The following is a 22,816-nucleotide window of genomic DNA, read 5'->3' on the forward strand; positions in this document are numbered from 1 at the left end:
GGGCAAAACGGCGCTTATGACCCTGAACGGACATTGGCCCTAGCCGTTGAGCACACCGCCCGATGCTTTGATGTATGAGACAGAACTACCCGATCTCGATGGGCGTTTTTCACTGAAACATTGGATTTCCTTGCAACCTGCCGGCGGCAATTTGTTCAGCGACGGGGCTTCGATTTTCTCTCAACCTCCCTGATTGCTCGGGTGATGCCCTTGAGTGATTCATTGACATCCTCGAGCTGCGACCGAAGGTTTTTCTGTTTTCTCTGTAGTTTTCTTAAGAGCGTTTTCTTCTGCGCGTCACTCAGTTGGTCAAAGTCGATCAGATCTACAGTAAATCCACACATCGCTTCCTCCGACAGACAATCAGATTTAATCAAATCCCTTATCCAGGACGCCAGTAACGGAGTGTTGACAATATCGAGAGGATAATCAAGCCGGATGATCCTCAAGTCATCCAACATGTCGGCGCTTGCGTGTAAATCGGACGTGAGTATCAAGCTGCGCGCCGATTTCTTCTTCGCCGGCGTGGCGATGCCGATCCTATCACTCAAAGATCGGACAACCGGCCAAGCTCCTTGTCAGGGTTGGCCGCCGCTTTGGCCAGGATTGCCGTGTAGTCCGCAATCCAATCCTGGGCGGTGTTCGGCTCGAATAAGTCGCTTTTGTACCCACATAGGCCAGTAATCCCCGAGGAGCTCTCCTTGAGGGCCATTGAAAGCCACGCACGATCGATCGGCATGGCCGTCCGTCCTTCCTGGTAACCGAAGGGGCGGACCGTCACATCCGGCAGCTTGGGCGGCCGGCGAAACGCAACCTGGAGAATGAAATAGATTTGAACGAGTGACGCCGGGGACAAACCGGCTTCTTCCGCCAGCCGGGCTGCAATGATGTCGAAGGGAAGCTCCTGCTGGGCGTATGCCTCCCAAACGGCCTCGCGCACGCGATTGAGCGCTTCACCAAAGGTCAGATCCGCATCAATTCGGGTCCGGATGAGCGCGGTATTGGCGAACGGGCCGATGACGCGCTCTCTCCTCAGCTGTGCGCGATTGGCCATCAAGGTCGCCACGCAAAAATCGGTGCGCGCGGTTCGGAGCAGCAGCAGCGTTTTGAACCCGGCGAGCAAAGTCATGAACAGCGTTACACCGCGGCTATGGCTCAAGCCTCTCAGGCGCGCCACCAGGTCATTCGACATTTGAAACGGTTCCTGGATGACGCTCGAAATCAGCTCCCCTCCGATGTTGATTTTTGGAGTCGCAAACAGAGGCGAGACCTTGTCCAGGCGCCCCTTCCAGTATGCGAACTGTCTGTTTGCGGCAGCGCTGGTCGACCAAACACGCTGCCAACGAGCGAACTCGGAAAACTGAAACTTCGGTTCGGGCAGCTGTGCCTTCCTGCCGGTAATCGCAGCGGAATAGAGTTCCGAAAGATCCTCCATGAAGATCACCATCGACCAGCCATCAATGATGATATCGTGCACGACCAGAAGCAGAATGTGATCTTTGGCGTCGAGCCGAAAGAGATACGCCCGAAACAGGGGCGCATGGTTCATGTCGATCGGCTCCAGGGATACCTGCTCCGCTTCCAGTTTTGCCTTTGTGAGCAGGAGCTCCCTGACCCGGCCGTTTCTGGCACGCGTCCGCGGTGCAAGATCCTTCACGGTCAGAATGGATGCGACATCAACATCCGGCATCACGCGAGCGAGGGGGACCTCCTCCTGCCAGGTAAATGCCGTGCGCAGCAAGGTATGACGGCGCACGACATCGGCAAGGGCCCGCTCGAGCGCGAGAATGTTCACCGGGCCCTGCAGCCGGTAAGCGAAGGGAAGGTTGAACTGGGGTAGTCCCGGGAGTTTCCGCTCGATCCGCAGCATGCGCTCCTGCACAATGGAAACCGGCTGGGGGCCATCTCCCTTCACGCGCACCGTTTCAATGGTCGGATCGCTTGAACTTAGTAACGAGTCCGTGGAATGTTTTTTTGATGACTCGACGCGAAGCGCGAGAGCCGCGACGGTCGGTGCGCTGAAAATATCCTCGAATGAGAAATCGACGCCAAAACGCTCCTCCAGACGCAAGATCATTTGTGTCATCGCAAGTGAATCAACGCCGAGCGCAAAGACGTCCTCGTCAACGCCGACCTGATCGATGTCCAGCAGGTCTGCCCATATCCCGGCCAGTTGACGCTGCAGTTCCGAGCGGGGCGAGACCATCTTGTCGCCGCGTTTGTCCGTCGCCGGCGGAGCCTTCGAGAACGCGGCCGCAAGCTCGTCGCGCTTGACCTTTCCGCCGCCGCCTTTCGGTATCTCCGGCACAATGCGGATAAGGCCGGGGACCTTAAATCCGGCCAACCTTTCGCGGGCAAAGTCTCGCAGCCTCTGCGTGCTCACCTTCGCATCCTGACGCAGTACGACCGCGGCAGCGACGTCTGCGCCAAGTCGCCCGTGGGGCACAGGGAAAACGGCGGCGTCGATCACATCCGGGTGGCTCAGCAACGCTCCCTCTACCTCGGCGGGGGCAACCTTCTGCCCTCCTTTATGGATGATCTCCTTGATCCGACCGACGATAAAGAGATACCCCTCCGCGTCCAGATACCCGAGGTCGCCAGTTCGGAACCAGCCGTCCCGAAATGCGGACGCGGTCGCGGCGGCATCGTTGTCATATCCCCTGGTGATCGTAGGACCCCGCAGCGCGATCTCTCCACGTCTGCCGGATCGCAATCGTCGACCCTCACTGTCTAGAATCACGATCTCGGGCCCTGCCGGCCGGCCGACTGAACCCGGCTTTTGCCGTTGCAAGGAATTCGCGGCAACCTGGGTGGCAGCCTCCGTCATGCCATAGGTGTCGATAACAGGGACGCCAAACAGGGCTTGCAGTCCGCCGAGCACATCATGCGCCAGCGACGTGGAAGCCGAACGAACGAGCCGCAGGGAGGATCGCCGCGCACGCCTTTTCTGCAGATCGGCCTCCCTCAATATCGCTTGATGGATTGCAGGTACCGCCGTGTACCAGGTTGGTCGAAAGTCAGTCAGCCAGCCAAAGAACGCTCTTGCATTGAAGCCTGATGTACAGACCACGCTTGAGCCGGCAGCAAGCGCGGCCAGAAGCCCTGAGATCAGGCCATGCCCATGGAATAGAGGCAGCACACTCAGCAAGCGGTCCCGAACCGCAAGTTCAATGGCGGTGCCAACGTTACGGGCTGAGAGACAGACGCTCGCATGGGTCAGAGGGACCGTTTTTGGCCGCGAGGTGCTGCCCGATGTCAAAAGGATGAACGCATCGTCAGCACCGGATGCAAACTCGTCGCCTTCCGCGCGTTGCGGCGCTTGACCAACAATGCTGAACGCGCCGGCCCCGTCGTGAGGCCGCGGCACGACTTCGATGACCGTTATGCCCAAGGTGTGGGCAGCACGTCGGCTGGGCGAACTCGATTGAGCGTGCGTCAATAGCGCCGCCAGGTGCAATTCGCCGAAATAACGCCGGTATTCGTCATAGGTGAAGCCCGGGTTGAGCGGGACACACTGCGCGCCGGCGGCAAGCGCGACCATTGCCACCGCAGCTTCAGGTCCGTCCGGCAACACCACCGCGACCCTGTCAGTTCGACCGATACCGAGGCTACGCAGCCCGCGAACGACATCGCGGGTCTGCGACCACAGCGCGTCATATGTCATCGGGAAGCACCCAGGAGCCAGAATGGCGCGTCGATGGGGCGCTTGTCCTGCATAATAAGAAAGAAGGTCCGGGAGGCAGGCAAAGGAAGGTGGTCCGGCGCTTTTGTGCCCGGCTTTATGTTGCAGTTTCTTGACGATCTTCGACAAGCCCGCTCCCCATTGTCACCGTTGCGTGCGTATTCCAGGGCCGTTGAGAGTTATCATGCCATTGTGCGCTTGCACCGAACCAGACGAGCTGAGGACTCGCCATTTCTCCGAGTCACCAAACGAATCGGCAGGGCGGTAGCTCAGCTGTAGGCGTCGCAAGCGCACCTCCAACGTTCACGAGCCGCCATCATAGCGGCCAAATTGCGCTCTTTGAAAAGAGATTATGGAGCAGCAGACGCCGTTGCCAAGCCGGTATCATCGAGGTGCGCAACGAGTCTGACGCACTAAGCCACCGCCGTAAGCCTACGGGTGCTATTCGGGCAGGTATGTGACCTCCGTATACCCACCCGTCGCAAAGCCATCGGTGGCTCGTGGCGCCGCAACAGATTTTATCGTAAGAGTCATTGCGAAAACGGATTTGCTTACAAATGGTGCAAGAGCGCTCGTCTCGGATCGAACGCAGGTTGGCGGCGATATTGGCCGCTGACGTGGCTGGCTATTCGCGGCTCATGCATGACGACGAAGAGGCGACGCACACACGTCTGAGTGCGCTTCTGGCAGACGCCGTCGACCCGGCAATCGTGGAGCACGGCGGGCGTATTGTGAAAAACACAGGCGACGGGTTCCTGGCGGAGTTTCCGAGTGCTGTCGAAGCGGTTCGAGCTGCGTGGCAGTTTCAGAACCGCATCTACGAACTGACAGTCGACGATGCGGAGGACAGGCGCATTCTTTTCCGTGTGGGAGTCAATATCGGCGACGTCATTGTTGAGCCGCATGACATTTTTGGCGACGACGTGAATGTCGCGGCGCGGCTTGAGAGCATCGCAGAACCGGGCGGCATCTGCATCTCGCATTCCGCCTACGATCAGGTGAGCGGCAAGCTCGCGGTTGAGTTCACCGATCTGGGAGAGCAGAACCTCAAGAATATCGTTCGTCCGATACGGGCCTATGCCGCCGTTCCGGCCGGGTCTGGCACGGGGACGCTGGAAGCCGCAATGCGCAGCAGGGCATCGGCGCCACCTCTATCGATCGTCGTGCTGCCATTTGCAAATTTCGGCAACGACCCCGAGCAGGACTATTTCGTCGACGGGGTGACCGAGAGCTTGACCACGGACTTATCGCGCATCAGCGGGTCATTCGTGATCGCCCGCAATACCGCGTTCACCTACAAGGGCAAGGCCGTCAATGTGAAGCAGGTCGGGCGCGAGTTGAACGTCCGTTACGTGCTCGAGGGCTCAGTGCAGCGCGGTGGCAAGCGCCTTCGCGTGAACGTGCAGTTGATCGATACGGAAAGCGGCAAGCATCTTTGGGCCGAACGCTTCGAGAAGCGGATTGTCGATCTTTTCGATATGCAGGACGAAATCGTAGCAAGGCTTGCCCAAGCATTGGATGCCCAGCTCGTTGTAGCCGAAGCACGACGCGCCGAACGTTCCCGGGATCCCGGTGCACTCGACCTCGTCTTTCAAGGTTTTGCGTGCGTCTACAAGGGGCCGACCGCCGAGCACCTGACCCAGGCACGCAGCTTTTTCGAACGTGCCCTGCTGATCGATTCCCGAAATGTCGGGGCGCTGGTTGGCATGGCAAGCGTCGATGCGACGTTGGGGGCCTACGTGCTGACTGACGACCGGTCCGCGCTACTCTCGACAGCCGAAGCAAGTGCGATCAGGGCGCTTTCATTGGACCCGGACCGGGCGCTGGCCCACAGGGTTTTGGGTACCATCTACAACATGACAAACCGCTCTGCCCTGGGGATAGCGGAGTGCGAGCAGGCATTGGCGCTTGATCGAAATTTGGCGGACGCTCACGCCGTTATCGGGATGGCCAAATATTATCTGGGCAGCGCTGCCGAGACTGAAGGCCACATATTCGAGGCGTTCCGTCTCTCGCCACGCGACATCTTTGCCCACCGATGGATGCACTTTTTAGGCATGGCCAAGATACAGCTCGGTGCGGATGCCGAAGCCGCCGCCTGGTTTCGACGAAGCATTGAAGCCAACCGCAATTCTCCTTTCACTCATTTCGCGCTGGCCGCCGCGCTGGGTTTGCAGGGCTCACTGGATGAGGCGCGGACGGCAGCAGCCGCGGGACTCGCGCTCAACCCGGGCTTCACCATCCGCCGCTTGCGCGCCTCCCAGCCAAGCGACAATCCGACATTCCTGGCCGGTCGCGAACGCCTGTATTCAGGCATGCGCCTGTCCGGCGTACCCGAAGGGCCACGTCCGCTGATGGCTCAAAGCGGACATGCCGACCCGTCTGACTGATGTTCGCTTTCGGCGGGTAAAGCCGGCATGAGGCCGGACGCACCATCTGCATTTATTCGTACCAGTCCTAATTGGCCTGCGCCGTCGCCGGACGGCGCGGCGCCGGCGTGGGCTGATCGGACAGTTCTGGCGCCAGACCGACGCCGGCATTGGCCAGCCGGACGCGCACTTCGGCGGCGACATATTTCGCGTATTCCGACAGCAACAGGCGCAGCGTCGCGCCGCTGGTCCACCATGGCTCGTCGCGCCAGCGGTCGCCGATCACCGCAAACGGAATCAGCGTGACGTCAGGCATCGCATGCGACAATTCCAGGATGGCGCGCGGCATGTGGTAATTCGATGTCACCACGATCAGCGACTTGAAGCCGCGCTCGCGAGCCCAGCGCCGCGTCTCCGCGGCATTGCTGCGCGTGTTGACGGCGGAGCGGTCGAGGTCGACGCAGCAGCCGAGCAGCGACTGGTTGTCGGGCAGCGAGCGCGAAATGTCGCTCGCGGCGTTGGTCGGATGCACGCCCGAAATCAGGAGCCGCTTGCCATAGCCGCCGGCAAGCAATTCCATTGCATCCGACACCCGCGACGAGCCGCCGGTGAACACCACGATCCCATCGGCACTGCGCGCCGGCTTGATTTCGACGCCGCGCAATTGCGAGAGAAAGGCGACGAAGCCGATCGCCGCGCCGACAAACAGGATCGCCATGCCGCCGACGATGACCGCGCGCAGCCATCCCCGCGGTGGCGTGGCCCGCGTTCTCGGCGTGCTATCGTCGTGCTGCAAATCCATCTCGTCCGGCAACCGTCGTCCCTCGGATAATTCTAGAACGTTTTCAGGCGAAGTGGAGTCCCGGTCCCCGGGGCAGCGTCCGTGACCTGCTTCACCCGAAACGCCACCGGCCGGCTCAATCGATATCGTCGAGCGTGGCGAACAGCGTTCGCCGCGACGCCCAGGCGGTGATGGCGGCGATCGCGACGGCCTGCACCGCGAGCGCCAGATAGCCCGACGGCGGCAGTGAAAATGTCCCTAAGAGCGCAGCGAACTGATCGCCGACCGGCGTGCCCGAGAACCAGCTCGCGATCGATTCGGAGAAGCCGAAACCCAGCATCGCGGCGCCGCCGCCGATCACCCCGCCTTCCAGGCCGAGCCTGAGAAAATGCCGCAGGAAGTGGTTGGCGATATAGCGGTCGCCGGCGCCGACGAAGTGCAAGACCTCTACGATCGGGCGGTTCGCCGCCATAGCGCCGCGGGTCGCGAACGAAACCGAAATGATCGTCGCCACGATCACCAGCGCGAGAATGCCGATGCCGGCAAACACGGTCGCCCCGGTCATCGAGCGCATGCGCTCGATCCAGGCGCGGTGATCGTCGACGCTCGCCGACGGCGCCACTTGGGTTACCCGGCTGCGCAAGGCCGCAAGATCGAGCGAGGTGCCGGGCTGCACGCGCGCGACGACGACGCGCGGCACCGGCAATTGCTCGATCGACAGCCCGCTGCCGAGCCATGGCTCGAGCAATTTCGCCGAATCGTCCTTGCTGAACGGCTTGACCTGGACGATGCCAGGCTGCGTCCGCATCGCCTCGGCGGTCGCGGTCACGTCGCGTTCGAGATCGCGCCCAGCCTGCGGACGCACCTGAACGGTGATTTCGCTGGCAACTTCCGACTGCCATTCCGCCGCCGATGCGCTGACCAGGAACACGGTGCCGGTGGTGATGGAAGCCAGGAACGTCATGATGGCGACGACGGCGACCAGCGCGCGGCCGGAGATCGATGCCCGCGGCACGATCGGCGACATGTTGCGCGCGCGCGCCGGCACCTGCGGACGTTCGTTGCCGAGGTCGACCAGCGGCCCATGCTCGTCACCGACCCTACTCATAGATGTGCAACCGTCCCTGGTGCAGCACCATCCGCCGCGCCTCGTACTGGTCCATCAACGCGATGTCGTGGGTCGCGATGATCACCGCGGTGCCCAGCCTGTTCAATTCGATGAAGAGCCGCAGGAGGCGCCGGCCGAGCGTCGGGTCGACGCTGCCGGTCGGCTCGTCCGCCAGCAGCAATTGCGGCCGCGAGATTACGGCGCGTGCGATCGCGGCGCGCTGCTTCTCGCCGCCCGACAGGATCGGCGGCAACGCATCCATGCGCTCGCCAAGTCCGACCCATCTCAGCAGGTCGATCACCTCCCGGCGATAGCTGGACTCGTCACGGCCCATCACGCGGAACGGCAGCGCCACGTTCTCGTAGGTGGTCATGTGATCGAGCAGGCGGAAATCCTGCAGCACGATGCCGATGCGCGTGCGCAGGTCCGCGACCTGGTCCTTGCCGAGCAGCGAGACGTCCTGGCCGAACAGATTGACGAGGCCGCGCGTCGGCTTCAGCGATAGAAACAGCAGCCGCAGCAGCGAGGTCTTGCCCGCACCAGAGGGGCCGGTGAGAAACTGGAACGAATGCGCCGGAATCACAAAGGAGAGGTCGCGCAAAATCTCCGGGCCGAGCCCGTAACGCAAACCGACATTTTCGAACCGAACCAAGCTCAGCTCCGCTCGATATGGGCCGTGGCCGGAGGCCGCGGACTTGAACCTGGACCCGAACCTGTGCCCGAGCCTAAGCCTTGGGTTCGTGGCCGGCTGGTTTGGACGCGAACCGAATAAAACGGTTTTGCGGCCGTTATGGTTTCCGATTCGTTAACGGTCGCTATGTAGCATCCGGACATAGACACTGGTGAGTTGGGCTCCATGCATATCGTTTGCCCCCATTGTACAACATCTTACGCCATCAATCCGGCCACCCTGGGCGTGGGCGGCCGCACCGTCCGCTGCTCCCGCTGCAAGGAAACCTGGCTGGCCCGGCCCGAGGATGCGATCGAACTGGCAGCCGCCATGCCGGCGATGGGGCGATCGAGCCAGCCGGCGGCGAACGACGCCGCGGCCGAATGGGAGGCGATGGCGCGCGAGGAAGAGGCGCAGCACACCCCTGTCGTCGACAGCCCTTCAATTTCGGCCGGCTGGCCGACCGAAGGCGACAATTCGCACACAAATTCGCACCTGGGCGGCAACAGCGATTGGCCGTCGGCCGCCCGGCGGGACGCGGATGACCACGAGGAGATCCCCATCACCACGCACCGCGAGCGGCTGGCCCGCCTTTTCCGGCTGCCTTCCCTGCCCCGCATTCCATTCATGCCCTCCATTGGCCTGCCGACCGCCTGCGCGGCGATGGGCGCGCTGATACTCGCGCTGATAATCTGGCGGACTGACGTCGTGCGGCTGCTACCGCAGACCGCGACGTTCTACAAGATAGTCGGACTGGACGTGAACCTGCGCGGACTGACGTTCAAGGATATCAAGGTCACCAACGAGACCGTGGACGGCAAGCCGGTGCTGGTCATCGAAGGCACGATCGTCGGCGAGACCAAAAAGCCGGTCGAATTGCCGCGCTTACGCTTTTCCGTGCGCGACGCGCAGGGCACCGAGATCTACGCCTGGAACGCGGTGCTCGAGCAGCCGGTGCTCAAGCCCGGTGAGCGCGCCTATTTCAAGTCGCGGCTGGCCTCTCCGCCGCCCGAAGGCCGCAATATTGACGTACGTTTTTTCAACAAGCGGGATCTGGCCGGTCACGCCTGACCAGGGCCGCCGTTCCGTCGAGGCTTAAGAGACACGACTTCATGCCACGCGTGCTGGTTGCCGATGATGAAGACTCCATGCGTTTGCTGGTCTCGCGCGCCATCGCTATGGATGGCCACGAGACCGTGACCGCCGAGGACGGCGCCGAAGCGCTCGATATCCTGACCCGCGAGCAAGGCATGTTCGATCTGCTCCTGACCGACATCCAGATGCCGGTGATGGACGGCATCGCGCTGGCGCTGACGGCGGCGCGCGATTTTCCCGGCCTGAAGATCCTGTTGATGACGGGCTTCGCCGACCAGCGCGAACGCGCCTCCGGCCTCGACGCCATCGTGCACGACGTGGTGACGAAGCCGTTTTCCGTGCACGACATCCGCACCGCTGTGGCCGACGCGCTGGCGGCGAGGAAGGCCGGGTAGTGAAGGAAGGGGTCTGAGTGTTGCGCCGCTACCTCTCCGTCATTGCGAGCGCAGCGAAGCAATCCATCTATCCCCGAGCCGAGCTATGGATTGCTTCGCTACGCTCGCAATGACAATGGCGAGGGCGGGACCGCTCAATAATCCTTCAACAGCCGCTCGATGTAGTCGAGTTCGATCTGCGGTCGGGACGGATCGGCGAGACGGCGGCGCAGTTCTTCCAGGATGCGGCGCACCCGCTGCACGTCGATCTCACCGGGGATCTTCACCGTATAATCGTCGGTGAATTCATTGTGGCGCATCGGCCGTCCGAGCGGATCGGTCGAGTTGGCCGCACCCTGCTGGCGTCCTCGGGGGTTGCCGGGACCGTCGCCCGGCTGGTCGCCGTCACCCTGCTGCATGGCTTCGGCCAGGCTCTGGGCGCCCTTGCGCAGCGCGTCCAGCGCCCGGCCTTGCGAATCCACCGCACCGTCGGCATTGCCCTCGCCAAGCCGGCCGGTGGCATCACCCATCGCGGAATCGGCCTGATCGAGCCCGTCCTCGCCGTCGCCCTGCTCGCCGCCTTGACCCTGCTGGCCCTGGCCCTGCTGGTCGCCGCGCTGGCCCTGCTGGCCACGCTGACCCGGTCCCATGCCGCGTTTGGCGAGTTCTTCCTGCAATTTCTTCAGCCGGTCGCGCAGGCCCTGCTGATCCTGCTGCAGATCGCCCATGCTCTGATCGCCCTGCTTGCCGCGCATGCGGTCGCGCCGGGAATCCTGACCCTGCTTGTAGGTCTTGTCGCGCAATTGCTGCTGCTTGCGGATCATGTCGCCGAGTTCGTTCAGCGCCTGCTCCATGTCGTTGTCGCCCTGGCCGGGCTGCGCCATCTGCAGGTTTTCCAGCATCTGCTGCAACTGTTCCAATAGCTGCTTGGCGGCATCCTTGTCGCCGGAACGCGACAGCCGCTCCATCCGGTCCAGCATGCTCTTGAGATCCTGCTGGCTCAGCATCTTCGTATTGGGATCGAGCGGACGGTCCCGTTGCTGCGGATTGTTGCGGAACTGCTCGGCGAGCTGGCGCAGGAAATTGTCCAGCGCGGCGCGCAGATTGTCCGTCAGCTTCTTGATCTCCTCGTCGGTGGCGCCACGCTCCAGGGCCTGTTTGAGGGCCTCTTGCGCCGCGCGCAGCGCCTTGTCGACGTCGGTGATGTTGCCGTCCTCGATGGTCACCGCCAGCGCCCACAGGCTGGCGACGACCTCGCGCAGCGCGTCGTCGGTGCGCGCCGCCTCCAACTGCCGCGACACGCTGTAGAGACCGAGATAGTGGCCAGCCTCCGGCGTGAACAGCTCCGGCGCGATCATCAGCGCATCGAGCGCGGTATAGACCTGCGAGTTCTGGTTGGCGTCGAGCGCCAGAATCCGGCGCTGTTCGATCAGGGCGCGGGCAAGCGGCTTGGTGAATAGCCGCTCCGGCAGCCGCATGTTGAACGGCTCGCTCTTGCCCTCATTGCCAGCCTCGTCCTTCGCCGTCAGCGTGAGCGTGACGTCAGCGCCGGCATAGGGATCTTCGCTGAGGTCCTTGACCGTCTGGCCGACACCGTTGCGGGTGCGCGCATTCGGCAGCACCAGCGCAAACTGCGGCGGCTCGAACAGCGGCCGCGGCTCCTTCTCGGCGTCCTTGCTCGTGCCGTCCTTGTTCCCTTCTTTCTTGCCTTCCTTGGCCGCATCGGGAGCGCGGGCGGCAAACTGGGCGCGGGCTTCGGTGACGCCGTAATCGTCCTCGAGCTTGTAGGACATTTGCAGCGAGCCGCGGGCCTGGCGTTCCGGATCCTTCGCCAAGGAGATGGTGGGCGCGCGGTCGGCGGTCGCGGCAAAGCGCCACAGCGGCTGGCCGGACGGGGCACGGACATGCGCGGTACCGTCGCCCGCGATCTTGAAATGCCGTTCGTTGGTGCCCTTCGGCGCCTGCTCGGTCGGCGCGATCTCGGTCACGCCGCCGCCGACCACAACATCGATATTGCCGCCGCTCGAGCGCACCAGGAGCGTGCTGCCGGATGGAACCGACAACGGCCCGCTATCGGGCGAAGCCGCATCCCTGTTGGCGGCGGACAGAATGATCGGCGGCTTGCCGGTGTAGTTGGGCGGGGTAACCCAGGCGTCGACCCGGACATTGGCCGGCGCCAGCACGCCGTTCCAGTCAAACGCCGCGGCAATGCGCAGCGCGCGCTCGTCGCCGGCCGCGACATAGGCGGCCACCAGCATCACCGCGACGAGCGCACGCAGCGCGCGGGGATCGTGGATCGCGAGCCGCGGCGACGGCAGGCCGGCGCGGATGCGCTTGATCGAGGCCAGCGTGCGCTCGCGCTGCTCCCGCCACAGTGCCTGCGCGATCGGGTCCCTCGATTGAAGCGTATCGGTCAGCGCGGTTGCCGGGCGATGGCGAACGCCTGTGCCGCGGTCGAGCCGGCTCAGCCCCTCTTCACGTGTCGGCCAGCGAAACCGTACCAGCGGGAACGATGCTGCCAGCGCCGCGAGGGCGAACAGGCCGATGCCGATCGCGCGTGCAAGAAATGGCAGCGCCAGCCAAAGTCCGGCCCAGGACACCACCAGAAACAATCCAATAACGCTCAAAAGCCGGGCGAAGCCCGGCCAAGCGCGCTCCCACCCAATCGCGTACTGAGCCCGTTGCAGGGCCTGCGACAGTTGGAGCCGCGCGGCAGCGTCCGGCTCGCGGGCAGATTTCGTGGGGTCGGGGGGAGCGCCGTTCAACCAATCTCTCCGGGTTGCCCAGAAATCACCCTAGCACAACGGCGGCAATGAGGCACCTGTTCCCCGAGTAACCTACACCCGGAAATACGCATAACACGAAGGCGTGACTGCGGGCCTGCCGCCCCGTAACGTCCGCGCCGAACCGTAAAAATACGAGGAAGCGAAAAAATACGAGGAAACGATATGGACCCGAAGACGCACGACAAGGGACTGGCAATCCGCAAAGCGGTACTTGGCGAGGCCTATGTCGATAACGCGCTGAAGAATGCCGACAGTTTCAACAAGCCGTTCCAGGAACTCGTCACCGAATATTGCTGGGGAGCGGTGTGGGGCCGCGAGGACTGCCGCGCAAGATCCGCAGCATGCTCAACCTCGCCATGATCTCGATCCTGAACCGGCCGCACGAACCGAAGGCGCATATCAAGGGCGCGCTGACCAATGGCGTCAGCCGCGACGAAATCCGCGAGATCTTCATGCAGGTTTCGATCTATGCCGGCATTCCGGCAGGTGTCGACAGCTTTCGCATCGCGCGCGAGGTATTTGCGGAATTGGATCGGGGCTGAGGGCTCGCCCCTCATGGTGAGGAGGCACTTCTTCAGCGCCGTCTCCAGACGATGCTGCGCATCGCCGGCCGAACCATGAGGCCACAGGCGGGCCTTCATCCTTCGAGACGCGGCGAAGGGGCCGCTCCTCAGGGATGAGGACCATCTCCAAACGTTCAGGAAACACCGTCATGCAAATCGGATTCATCGGCCTCGGGAAGATGGGCTTTCCGATGGCGCGCCGCCTGATCGAGGCCGGGCATCAGCTCACCGTCTTCGACATCCGTAAGGAAGCCATCGACAAGCTCGTCGCACTCGGGGCGCAGGCGGCATCATCGCCCAAAGCCGTCGCCGATCGCTGCGAGACCGTACTGGCGAGCCTGCCCTCGCTGCAAGCCTCGCTCGAGGTTGCGACCGCCGCGGGCGGCGTGATCGAGGGCAAACGGGTAAAACGCTTCGTCGATCTCTCCACCGTCGGCTCGCAGATGGCGGTGCGCATTCACGGTTTGCTGGCGGCTAAAAACATCGTGCAGATCGACAGCCCCGTCAGCGGCGGCGTCGGCGGCGCCGAGAAGGGAACGCTGGCCGTGATGGTCTCCGGCCCGGGCGCCGATTACGCAGTCGCAAAACCCGCGCTCGACGTGATCGGAAAGGTGTTCTTCATCGGCGAGAAGCCGGGCTCGGCGCAGACCATGAAGCTTGCCAACAATTTCCTCTCGGCAACTGCCATGGTGGCGACGTCGGAAGCGGTGGTGATGGGCGTCAAGGCCGGGCTCGATCCGGGCGTGATGATCGACGTCATCAATGCAGGTTCCGGCCTCAACACGGCGAGCCGCGACAAGTTTCCGCGCTCGATTCTGCCGCGCAGCTTCGATTTCGGCTTCGCCACCGGGCTGATGGTAAAGGACGTGCGGCTGGCGCTAGAGGAGATGAAATCGCTTGGGCTGTCGATGGAAGTCGCCGAAGCCGTCGGCCGGCTCTGGGAAGTCATCATCCGCGACGAGGGCGCAGAGTCGGATTTCACCGTGGCGATCAGGCCGATTGAGAAGGCGGCAGGCGTTGTGGTCGGCGGCGCGAGGGCCGGCCACGCGGCGAAGTAGCGTAAGCATTTGCCAGGTTCCTAGTTGGCAATTGCGACCGACTGGCGCTAGTTTCGGATTGTACAGGCTAGAAGCTGGCGTTGATCCGATTAACCAGTGGGACGCGCATGACGCCCCGTTGCGTAGGTCCGAAGTGTAGGTGGCGGTGGGCCGCATATCTTGCCGTTGCCGCCCTCGTGTTGATCGCGGCGGGAGGTAATGCCACCGCCAGAGGCGGCCGGAGCGAACGCCCGATCGAAGCCATTCAATCGCGCAGCGCCGGCGATCCGGTCATGGCTATCGTCTCGCTCCTCAACCAGCGGATCACGATCTATGACTCCCAGGGATGGATCCTGCGGGCGCCGGTATCGAGCGGCACCAAGGGACGCGAGACGCCCGCCGGAATCTTCAGCATCATCCAGAAAGTGGCGGAGCATTACTCCAACATTTATGACGACGCCTACATGCCCCACATGCAGCGCATCACCTGGTCGGGCATTGCACTTCATGGCGGCGTCCTGCCGGGGCGTCCGGCGTCGCATGGCTGTATTCGGCTGCCATTCGACTTCGCCGAACGCCTGTTCGACGCGACCAGGATTGGCATGCGGGTGATCGTGGCGCCAACCGACGTAGCGCCCGTTGAGATCACCCATCCGCTTCTGTTCCAACCCAAACCGGGTGCTGCCGTCCTGGCCGCCGCCCGTGCCGCAGAGGCACAGGAGGCAGTGAAGAAAGCCGTCAATGTGAAGCTCGCCGCTGCGACGGCCTCGCGGGAGGCCGCGCTGGCCACGGCGCCGGTGCGATCAGCGGAAAATCTGAAGCTCAAGGCCGAGGCGCAATTGGCGGCCGCCGAGACGGCACTTGGCTCGGCCAAGTCGGCGGAAGAAAAGGAGCTGGCCGAAGGCGCCAAGGCGCAGGCAGTCGCGAAACTCGCAGAGCTGCAGGCGCAATGGGAAGCGGCCAGGGCGGATCTGCAACAGAAGCGCGATATCGTCGCGTCGGCGCGTGAAGCCGCCGCGGCGGCGGAGGCGGCGCGGGTTGAGGCAGCCGAGGCGGCCCGCCAGATCGCGCGCGAACTGCAGCCGGTGTCCGTGTTGATCAGCCGCAAGTCCCAGCGGCTTTATGTCCGGCAGGCATTCGAGCCGGTCTTTGAAAGTCCGGTCACGATCGCAGAACCCGATCGTCCAATCGGCACGCATGTCTTTACCGCCGTGGAGCGCACCTCCGACGACGCCAACTTGCGATGGAGCGTCGTGTCGTTATTGGGCAGCAAGCATGCGACTGACGGCACGGTTCAGCCACACGGCCGCGCGCGCGGCAGCGGTGGTCGCGACGTTGAGCCGGTGCCGACGGACCTGGGCAATGCAAAGGCCGCGCTTGACCGCATCGCCATTCCGCAGGAAGCATTGGATCGCATCGTCGCCGTTGCGCCGCGATCCTCGCTGATCGTCACCGACGAGGCACCGAGCTCGGAAACCGGAAAGGGAACGGAATTCGTGGTGCTGTTGAGCGGCGAGCCGCAAGGCGGCATCAAGAAGCGGCGACGCAGTCCGGGCAGCGAGTTCTCCCGTGGCCTGCCGTTCTGGCGCTCGCCATTCGGAGCTCCCTTTCCTACCTGGTGAACCCGTTCTTCGCGCCGGTCACCTCGTTCAGAGTCGTCTGGAGTGGCAGCCATGGTGCAGAATCTAGTAGCGGGATTGGTCGTGTTGGCTTTGATTGTCATGGGCGTGCTTGCCTACGCCCAGAAACATGAGGGATGCTTGCACGGGCGCTCGCTCCAAACCTTAAAGCCCTGCGGATCCGTCGGCGTTGAAATGTAGCGGGGGGCCGCAACGCCTCGGCTGACCTCGCGCGATTTTGGCGCCCATGACCTCGGGCAGGTTCGCTCCGCCCATGGAGAACCCGGAATAGACATCACCGACCCTCTCCCCCATCGCGACCTCTGATGCTATGATGGCATCCAGGGGAGCGAGCATGAAGCGCCGCGGGTTCACTTGTGTTCTCGGCAGTGTCGCATGGGGATTTTGGCTCGGCCGCCGCACCATGGTCGTCGCAATGGCTGCAATGGTGCTGCTGCCGATCGAGGCCAGCGATGCCGGCTGGCTGTCGGATGTCATTAAAGGCTCTCCGAAGCAAGGCAGATCAGCAAAACAAGCCAGGCCGCCGAAGCACGTCACGTCGCCAAAGCCAGCCGCTTTGGCGAGGCGGGCTGCCGCGCCAAAGCGCCACGCCGTAAAGCTGGCCGCGCTGGGTCCGCTTCACCTGAGTCCTGCCGCTCTGAAACCGGTCGCGACCCGGTGCGATCCCGCAAAGCTCCGGATCCTGCTGGATGTCGGACATACGGCCGAATCGGAAGGCGCGATCAGCGCCCGCAACGTCTCCGAGTTTGTCTTCAATCTGCGCCTTGCAAAGCAGATCGAGGAGAAGCTGAAGGCCGAAGGCTTTGTCGAGACCAGATTGCTGCTGACCGAGGGCAAGGCCAAGCGCAGCCTCTTCAAACGCGTCGCGACAGCCAACGATCTGCGCGCAGATCTCTTCCTGTCGATCCACCATGATTCCGTGCCCAACAAATTCCTCGAGGACTGGGAATTCGGAGGAAAGAAAAGCCGTTTCAGCGACCGGTTCAGCGGATACTCGGTCTTCGTCTCCCGCAACAATCCGGACTTCAAGACAAGCCTCTCGTTCGCCGAACTGATCGGCAAGGAAATGAAGGCCCAGGGCCTTGATTATGCCAAACAATATTCCGAGCCGATCATGGGCCGGCACCAGCGCCCGCTGCTGAATGCGGAAACCGGCGTGTATCGCTACGATGAGCTGATCGTGCTGAGAAAGACCCGGATGGCTGCCGCCCTGCTGGAGGCCGGCTCGATCATCAACCGAGATGAAGAACTCAAGATGAGTTCGCCTGAACGGAGGGACATCATCAGCAGCAGTGTCGTAGCGGCGGTCAAGGAATTCTGTGAGCCTCGATGGGGCATTCTCGGTCCGCTCTGATGGCGGCCCCACCTCGCATCCAATTCCAATCCGCCGATTTTCAACTCTTGGACTGCGTCTTGATCTCGTCGAACTTGGAAAGCGCTCCTTCAAACTTGTCGTTGAACAGCCACATCGCGTCAAGAATTTCGCGGAACGTTGCGGATGTTTTCGCCCTGTCGGCTTGTCCAAAGGTGAAAATGCTGTTGTTGCGCAGATATGCCATCACCTTCGGGTCGGAAATTCTGTAGTCGACCAGGTTGCGTGAACCCAGTGCGGACCTCGTCGGGCTGGGAATAATCTGGATCAATTCAAACAGCTTCATTTGATCGATCGGGTTTGGCAGCGTTTTCACGATCGCCGGTACTTGCGGAAAAATATCCGCGTGTGCGTTCATGAGGGCATCCCGCACAGCGGTCCAGTGGTTGAACCGACGATCCAGATTACCGACGCGCGCCTCTTCCCTGTCGTCGCGAGCGTTCAGTGCGGGATCAAAGGCGGCTATCGACTTCTTTATTGCTGCCCATTTCCTTTGCCCATTTTGATCTTCGGATACGCCTGATTGCAGACTGCCCTTGTATTTGTTCGAGCGCGCATTCCCGATGTTCTGATTGCCGTTTGTCTCGGCAAAGAACAGCCCCAGGCTGATGCGGCCTGCCACTTCGGCGTTAGCCGCACCAAGGCCCCTGGCTCGCGCAATGGCAGTGCCCAGATCGACAACGTCCTTGAATGGAGTATCTGATTTTTGCGCGTTGGCGGGCGGCGCTTGCATGAGGTCGAAGAGTCTCCTGTACTCATCGAGGAGCGGTTCATTGTCAGCGCTAAAATATGCCGGCGGGATTCCGTATTTGTTGGGCCTGCCTATTCTGGACGGAAGCGCGTCGGTGAGGTCCTTGTACGCGCTCATCATATTGTTGCGTGCAAGGTAGAGGGCCTGTCCCGGCAGGTTGGGCAGCCGTTGGTTGGATTCGATCTGCGCGCGCCGCTGGCGCAGGATCTGCTCAAAGCGGCTTCGTGAATTGTTGTATGTGGTGAGCGCATCCGACTGTCGTTTCGTGAGTGCGGCCGGCTCACCCATCGCAGGCAACATGAAGCTGAGATTGCCAATGGCGGCCGCGGCGAGCGATACCCATCGGCTCGCTTTTGATGGGTATCGCTTCGCTCCACCCATCCTACGACCTCAGAACCACGGCGCCGGCCGATCCATCGCGATCAATTCGTCGACCTCGATGCGCGGGCGGACGATCGCGTACTGGTCGTCCTTGACCAGGACCTCCGGCACCAACGGCCGGGTATTGTAGAAGCCGGACTGCACGGCGCCGTAGGCGCCGGCGGTCATGATTGCGAGGAGATCGCCGGCCTTGGGTTCGGGCAGATTGCGATCGAGCGCGAGATAGTCGCCGGTTTCGCAGACCGGCCCGACCACATCGGCCGTGATCGTTGGCGTGCCGTTTGCTGGCTCGCGCACGGGAAGAATATCGTGGTGGGCTTCGTAGAGCGTCGGGCGGATCAAATCGTTCATCGCGGCGTCGATGATGACGAAGTTCTTGGCCTCGCCTGGCTTCACATAGATGACGCGGGAGACCAGGATGCCGGCGTTGCCGACGATCATGCGGCCGGGCTCGAACATCAGCGTGCAGCCGAGATTATGCGTCACCCGCTTGACCATCGCGGCATACGCTGACGGCAGGGGCGGCGCCTCGCGGTCGGCATGATAGGGAATGCCGAGCCCGCCGCCGAAATCGATATGCTCGATTCTGTGGCCGTCGGCACGCAGTGTCTGCACGAAATCGGAGAGAATCCGGAACGCGGTCTCCATCCGGGAGAGATCGGTGATCTGGCTGCCGATATGCATGTCGGTGCCGGTCACCTCGATGCCTGGCAGCTTGGCCGCTCGGGCATAGACCTCGCGCGCCCGCACAAGAGGGATGCCGAACTTGTTCTCGGACTTGCCGGTGGCGATCTTGGCATGGGTGCCGGCATCAACATCCGGATTGACGCGCAATGAAATCCGCGCGGTTCTGCCGGTCTCGACCGCGAGCTTCGACAGCAGTTCCAGCTCGGGCTCGGACTCGACATTGATGCAGAGGATGTCGGCCGAAAGCGCCGCGCGCAGCTCGGCCTCCGTCTTGCCGACGCCGGAGAACAAGATCTTGTTGGGCGGAATTCCGGCGGCCAGCGCGCGCTTCAATTCGCCGCCCGAGACGACGTCGGCGCCGGCCCCGAGCTTTGCCAGCGTACGCAGCACCGCCTGGTTGGAATTGGCCTTCATGGCGTAGCAGACCAGCGTCTTTTCGCCGGCAAAGGCCTCGGTGAAGACGCGGTAGTGACGCTCCAGGGTCGCCGTCGAATAGCAATAGAACGGCGTGCCGACGGCGTCCGCGAGTTCGGACAGGCTGACGGCTTCGGCGTGAAGCACGCCGTTGCGATAGTCGAAATGATTCATAGCGCGCTCAGTCTCAGTCCAGCAGCGGATCGAGAACGAATTTTTTCTTGCTGCCCTTGGGCGCGTTGGGGCTTGCCTCGGTTCCGTAGGTCGAATTGAAGACGCCGGGCTGCGCCGCGCGCTCGGCCTCCGTGTCCGATGCGGCCTGACCCTGCGGCACCGCCGCGTTTGGCGGCAGATCGAGCCCGCCCTTGCGGCCGCAGCCCCCGAGCGCGAGCGCGGTCACGCTCAGCAGGATGATGGCCCATCCCGACGATGACGGGCGGTAGTTACTGATCACGACGAAATCCCCAATGCGCGGCGCACCATACAAAGATTGCCCGGGTCTGGCGAGTGCCGATGAGCCACGGACCACCATGAAATTGCAGCGAAATTTTCTCTTCCAGCCTATTTTCGCTCTTTTTCCAGCCGTTTCAGCCAGGCTTTGGCCTGCGAAACCACGTTCTTCGGCGCGGTGCCGCCATAGCTGGTCCGGCTTTTGACGGAAGCTTCCACCGACAGCACCTGCAGGGCATCCGCGGTGATCCTGGGGTCGACCTCCTGCATCGCTTGCAGCGGCAATTCATGCAGTGCCACGCCCTGCTTCGATGCGAGGGCGACGATACGCCCGGTGACGTGATGGGCATCGCGGAACGGCATTTTCAGCGTCCGGACCAGCCAGTCGGCCAGATCGGTGGCGGTGGCATAGCCCTCGCCGGCGGCGGCCTTCATCCGCGCCTCGTCGGGGACGAGGTCGAGCACCATGCCGGTCATCGACCGGATCGCGAGCGAGAGCGCGGCAAACGCCTCCATCGCACCCTGCTTGTCTTCCTGCATATCTTTTTGATAGGCGAGCGGCAGGCCCTTCATCACGATCAGGAGCCCGTTGAGCGCGCCGATCACCCGGCCGGTCTTGGCGCGCACCAATTCGGCAGCATCCGGATTGCGCTTCTGCGGCATGATCGAGGAGCCGGTGGTGAACTTGTCGGAGAGCCGGACAAGGCCGACCAGCGGCGAGGTCCAGATCACGATCTCCTCGGCAAAGCGTGACATGTGCACGGCGGCGATTGACGCCGCCGACAGTGTTTCGAGCACGAAGTCGCGGTCCGATACCGCATCGAGCGAATTGGCCATCGGACGATCGAAGCCGAGCGCCGTGGCGGTGGCGGTGCGGTCGATCGGAAACGAGGTTCCGGCCAGCGCCGCGGCACCCAGCGGCGATTCGTTCAGCCGCCGACGCGCATCGGCAAAGCGGCCGCGGTCGCGCGCGGCCATCTCGACATAGGCGAGCAGATGGTGACCGAACGTCACGGGCTGGGCGGTCTGCAGATGGGTGAAACCCGGCATCACAGTCGCGGCATGTTCCAGCGCGCGGCTAGCCAGCGCATGCTGAAAGGCGGCCAGCGCCGCGTCCGTTGCGTCGATCGTGTCGCGGACATAGAGCCGGAAATCGGTCGCGACCTGGTCGTTGCGCGAGCGCGCGGTGTGCAGCCGTCCCGCGGCCGGCCCGATCAGTTCGGAAAGCCGGCTCTCGACATTCATATGGATGTCTTCGAGCGCGCGCTTGAAATCGAAGGAGCCCTTGCTGATTTCTGACAAAATCGTGTCTAGACCCTTGCCGATATTTTTCGCATCACTCGCGGTGATAATGCCCTGCGCCGCCAGCATCGCTGCGTGGGCCTTGGACGCTGTGATGTCCTGGGCATAGAGATGGCGGTCGACGTCGATCGAGACGTTGATTTCCTCCATGATCGCATCGGGGCGCTCGGAGAACCGGCCGCCCCACATCTTGTTGCTCATGACTTCCCAAGCCTTGTCATCTATCAAGCCCTGCCATCTAGATCGTCGTATCGGCCGCGAAACGCCGCGCCGGTTTCGACCGTAACTCGACCGTAATCGTGCGCCCTGCATAGCCGTATCTGACACAGGATGACAAACGATATGCCCGAAATGTCCCCGCCCCGCCCGGCCAAGACGCGCCGGATCCCGATCGCCATTGGCGCGGTGGTGGCTGCGGGCGTGGTCGGATTAGGCGCGTTTTACGGGCTCGGCAGCTTCAAGCGGGGCATGGGCGGCGATCCGGCCTGCAGCGGGGCCGTCGAGCTGGCCCGCAAGATCGCGCCACTGGCGCATGGCGAGGTCGCCGCACTGACCATGGCAACGACGCCCCTGCGGCTGCCCGATCTCGCCTTTGAAGACGCCGAGGGCAAGCCGCGGAAACTGTCGGAATGGCGCGGCAAGACCGTGCTGTTGAACCTGTGGGCCACCTGGTGCGTGCCGTGTCGAAAAGAGATGCCCGCGCTCGACAGCCTGCAGGCCAAGCTCGGGGGCAAGGATTTCGAGGTGGTCGCCGTCAATATCGACACCCGCGATCCCGAGAAGCCGAAAAATTTCCTGAAAGAGGCCAACCTGACCCGGCTCGGCTATTTTTCCGACTCAAAAGCCAAGGTTTTTCAGGATCTTAAGAACATAGGCAAGGCGCTGGGCATGCCAACCTCGGTGCTGGTCGACGCCCAGGGCTGCGAGATCGCGAACCTCGCCGGCCCCGCCGAATGGGCCAGCGACGACGCCATCAAGCTGATCAAGGCCGCCCTGCAGCCGATGAAGGCGGGAAGTTAGCGGTCGCGACGATTGTCGGACCCCGTCCTGAGGAGCCGCGTGAGCGGCGTCTCGAAGGATGAATGGCACCAGCCGGGCCACGTTCGAGACGCGCGAAGACGCGCTCCTCACCATGAGGGTTTAACGGTCGCTTCAGGGATTCTTATCAGGCCGCGATATCGAGGTTGCCGCCGACGCCAGGGGCGAGATTGGCGCTCGAGGGGATGCCAAGCAGCGTCTGGACCGCGGATTTCTCCGCGTCCGCATTCTGCTTGATGATTGACGTCTGGATCTGCTGCTGCGTGCCCGCCGCCTGCATCGCGAGCATGCTTGAAACCATAGCCATCATATCCAT

The 22,816-nt window shown here is 62.8% G+C and carries 18 protein-coding genes and 1 pseudogene; 8 read left to right on the top strand and 11 right to left on the bottom strand.

Annotated features, from left to right (window positions below; genetic code table 11):
• Positions 1-155 precede the first annotated feature (155 nt).
• Together HCN50_RS21255 and HCN50_RS21260 are read right to left on the bottom strand one after the other, a co-directional pair.
• The gene (locus HCN50_RS21255; RefSeq protein WP_171711631.1) at positions 156-551 is read right to left on the bottom strand and encodes a hypothetical protein; all 396 of its coding nucleotides are present in this window, start codon (positions 549-551) and stop codon (positions 156-158) included.
• Entirely contained in the window at positions 548-3,811 is a 3,264-nt protein-coding gene (locus HCN50_RS21260) for an AMP-binding protein (RefSeq protein WP_171711632.1), read from the bottom strand. The genes HCN50_RS21255 and HCN50_RS21260 overlap by 4 nt, the downstream gene beginning before the upstream one ends.
• Positions 3,812-4,239: 428 nt before the next feature.
• Between HCN50_RS21260 and HCN50_RS21265 the strand changes: the two genes are divergently transcribed.
• Positions 4,240-6,072, top strand: coding sequence for an adenylate/guanylate cyclase domain-containing protein (locus HCN50_RS21265; RefSeq protein ID WP_171711633.1), 1,833 nt, complete (start codon positions 4,240-4,242; stop codon positions 6,070-6,072).
• Positions 6,073-6,139: 67 nt separating this feature from the next.
• Here the strand turns inward: HCN50_RS21265 and HCN50_RS21270 are convergent, their stop codons facing one another.
• From HCN50_RS21270 to ftsE, 3 genes are all read right to left on the bottom strand, one after another.
• Positions 6,140-6,853, bottom strand: coding sequence for a YdcF family protein (locus HCN50_RS21270; protein ID WP_171712020.1), 714 nt, complete (start codon positions 6,851-6,853; stop codon positions 6,140-6,142).
• 115 nt (positions 6,854-6,968) lie between these two features.
• Complete coding sequence (locus HCN50_RS21275; RefSeq protein ID WP_171711634.1) at positions 6,969-7,940, bottom strand: cell division protein FtsX; 972 nt, start codon at positions 7,938-7,940, stop codon at positions 6,969-6,971.
• A complete protein-coding gene (gene ftsE / locus HCN50_RS21280) occupies positions 7,933-8,592 on the bottom strand; it encodes a cell division ATP-binding protein FtsE (protein ID WP_171711635.1) in 660 nt (219 codons plus the stop codon). Before ftsE ends, HCN50_RS21275 begins: the two co-directional genes overlap by 8 nt.
• Positions 8,593-8,796: 204 nt before the next feature.
• Between ftsE and HCN50_RS21285 the strand changes: the two genes are divergently transcribed.
• Positions 8,797-9,681 (top strand): MJ0042-type zinc finger domain-containing protein, encoded by an 885-nt coding sequence (locus HCN50_RS21285; protein WP_171711636.1) that lies wholly within the window; start codon positions 8,797-8,799, stop codon positions 9,679-9,681.
• Positions 9,682-9,722: 41 nt separating this feature from the next.
• On the top strand, positions 9,723-10,100 hold the full coding sequence (locus tag HCN50_RS21290; protein ID WP_171711637.1) for a response regulator: 378 nt from the start codon (positions 9,723-9,725) through the stop codon (positions 10,098-10,100).
• Positions 10,101-10,234: 134 nt separating this feature from the next.
• Here the strand turns inward: HCN50_RS21290 and HCN50_RS21295 are convergent, their stop codons facing one another.
• Positions 10,235-12,844, bottom strand: a complete 2,610-nt coding sequence (locus HCN50_RS21295) for a TIGR02302 family protein (RefSeq protein WP_171711638.1) — start codon at positions 12,842-12,844, stop codon at positions 10,235-10,237.
• 183 nt (positions 12,845-13,027) lie between these two features.
• On the opposite strand from HCN50_RS21295, the pseudogene HCN50_RS21300 reads away from it, so the two are divergent.
• The 4 genes and pseudogenes from HCN50_RS21300 (at position 13,028) to HCN50_RS21315 (ending at position 17,459) form a co-directional block, all read left to right on the top strand.
• A pseudogene (locus HCN50_RS21300) lies at positions 13,028-13,407 on the top strand (carboxymuconolactone decarboxylase family protein).
• Positions 13,408-13,577: 170 nt separating this feature from the next.
• Positions 13,578-14,486, top strand: a complete 909-nt coding sequence (locus HCN50_RS21305) for an NAD(P)-dependent oxidoreductase (RefSeq protein WP_171711639.1) — start codon at positions 13,578-13,580, stop codon at positions 14,484-14,486.
• A 107-nt stretch (positions 14,487-14,593) separates the two neighbouring features.
• On the top strand, positions 14,594-16,087 hold the full coding sequence (locus tag HCN50_RS21310) for a L,D-transpeptidase family protein (RefSeq protein WP_171711640.1): 1,494 nt from the start codon (positions 14,594-14,596) through the stop codon (positions 16,085-16,087).
• A gap of 352 nt (positions 16,088-16,439) precedes the next feature.
• Positions 16,440-17,459 carry an N-acetylmuramoyl-L-alanine amidase family protein gene (locus HCN50_RS21315; RefSeq protein WP_311968091.1) on the top strand — a complete coding sequence of 340 codons (1,020 nt, stop codon included), beginning with the start codon at positions 16,440-16,442 and terminating at the stop codon, positions 17,457-17,459.
• Positions 17,460-17,499: 40 nt separating this feature from the next.
• Here HCN50_RS21315 and HCN50_RS21320 read toward each other — a convergent pair whose 3' ends face one another.
• From HCN50_RS21320 to argH, 4 genes are all read right to left on the bottom strand, one after another.
• Positions 17,500-18,609, bottom strand: coding sequence for a hypothetical protein (locus tag HCN50_RS21320; protein WP_171711641.1), 1,110 nt, complete (start codon positions 18,607-18,609; stop codon positions 17,500-17,502).
• A 9-nt stretch (positions 18,610-18,618) separates the two neighbouring features.
• Positions 18,619-19,884: a diaminopimelate decarboxylase gene (lysA, locus tag HCN50_RS21325; RefSeq protein WP_171711642.1), complete on the bottom strand. Its 1,266-nt coding sequence runs from the start codon at positions 19,882-19,884 to the stop codon at positions 18,619-18,621.
• A 13-nt stretch (positions 19,885-19,897) separates the two neighbouring features.
• Positions 19,898-20,164 (bottom strand): LPS translocon maturation chaperone LptM, encoded by a 267-nt coding sequence (gene lptM, locus HCN50_RS21330; RefSeq protein ID WP_171711643.1) that lies wholly within the window; start codon positions 20,162-20,164, stop codon positions 19,898-19,900.
• Between the two features lie 107 nt (positions 20,165-20,271).
• Positions 20,272-21,663, bottom strand: coding sequence for an argininosuccinate lyase (gene argH, locus HCN50_RS21335; protein ID WP_171711644.1), 1,392 nt, complete (start codon positions 21,661-21,663; stop codon positions 20,272-20,274).
• Between the two features lie 141 nt (positions 21,664-21,804).
• Between argH and tlpA the strand changes: the two genes are divergently transcribed.
• Positions 21,805-22,482: a thiol:disulfide interchange protein TlpA gene (gene tlpA / locus HCN50_RS21340; RefSeq protein ID WP_376700307.1), complete on the top strand. Its 678-nt coding sequence runs from the start codon at positions 21,805-21,807 to the stop codon at positions 22,480-22,482.
• A gap of 145 nt (positions 22,483-22,627) precedes the next feature.
• On the opposite strand, the gene HCN50_RS21345 is transcribed toward tlpA, so the two are convergent.
• Entirely contained in the window at positions 22,628-22,816 is a 189-nt protein-coding gene (locus HCN50_RS21345; protein ID WP_171711646.1) for a putative motility protein, read from the bottom strand.

This window comes from Bradyrhizobium archetypum (assembly GCF_013114835.1).
Lineage (GTDB): Bacteria > Pseudomonadota > Alphaproteobacteria > Rhizobiales > Xanthobacteraceae > Bradyrhizobium > Bradyrhizobium archetypum.

What these genes read in the sequence shown, in the direction of transcription:
- HCN50_RS21265 (WP_171711633.1), top strand. Translation starts at nt 4,240, where the DNA reads ATGGTGCAAGAGCGCTCGTCTCGGATCGAACGCAGGTTGGCGGCGATA.
- HCN50_RS21270 (WP_171712020.1), bottom strand. Translation starts at nt 6,853, where the DNA reads ATGGATTTGCAGCACGACGATAGCACGCCGAGAACGCGGGCCACGCCA.
- HCN50_RS21275 (WP_171711634.1), bottom strand. Translation starts at nt 7,940, where the DNA reads ATGAGTAGGGTCGGTGACGAGCATGGGCCGCTGGTCGACCTCGGCAAC.
- HCN50_RS21285 (WP_171711636.1), top strand. Translation starts at nt 8,797, where the DNA reads ATGCATATCGTTTGCCCCCATTGTACAACATCTTACGCCATCAATCCG.
- HCN50_RS21290 (WP_171711637.1), top strand. Translation starts at nt 9,723, where the DNA reads ATGCCACGCGTGCTGGTTGCCGATGATGAAGACTCCATGCGTTTGCTG.
- HCN50_RS21305 (WP_171711639.1), top strand. Translation starts at nt 13,578, where the DNA reads ATGCAAATCGGATTCATCGGCCTCGGGAAGATGGGCTTTCCGATGGCG.
- HCN50_RS21310 (WP_171711640.1), top strand. Translation starts at nt 14,594, where the DNA reads ATGACGCCCCGTTGCGTAGGTCCGAAGTGTAGGTGGCGGTGGGCCGCA.
- HCN50_RS21315 (WP_311968091.1), top strand. Translation starts at nt 16,440, where the DNA reads ATGAAGCGCCGCGGGTTCACTTGTGTTCTCGGCAGTGTCGCATGGGGA.
- HCN50_RS21320 (WP_171711641.1), bottom strand. Translation starts at nt 18,609, where the DNA reads ATGGGTGGAGCGAAGCGATACCCATCAAAAGCGAGCCGATGGGTATCG.
- lysA (WP_171711642.1), bottom strand. Translation starts at nt 19,884, where the DNA reads ATGAATCATTTCGACTATCGCAACGGCGTGCTTCACGCCGAAGCCGTC.
- argH (WP_171711644.1), bottom strand. Translation starts at nt 21,663, where the DNA reads ATGAGCAACAAGATGTGGGGCGGCCGGTTCTCCGAGCGCCCCGATGCG.
- tlpA (WP_376700307.1), top strand. Translation starts at nt 21,805, where the DNA reads ATGCCCGAAATGTCCCCGCCCCGCCCGGCCAAGACGCGCCGGATCCCG.
- HCN50_RS21345 (WP_171711646.1), bottom strand. Translation starts at nt 22,816, where the DNA reads ATGGATATGATGGCTATGGTTTCAAGCATGCTCGCGATGCAGGCGGCG.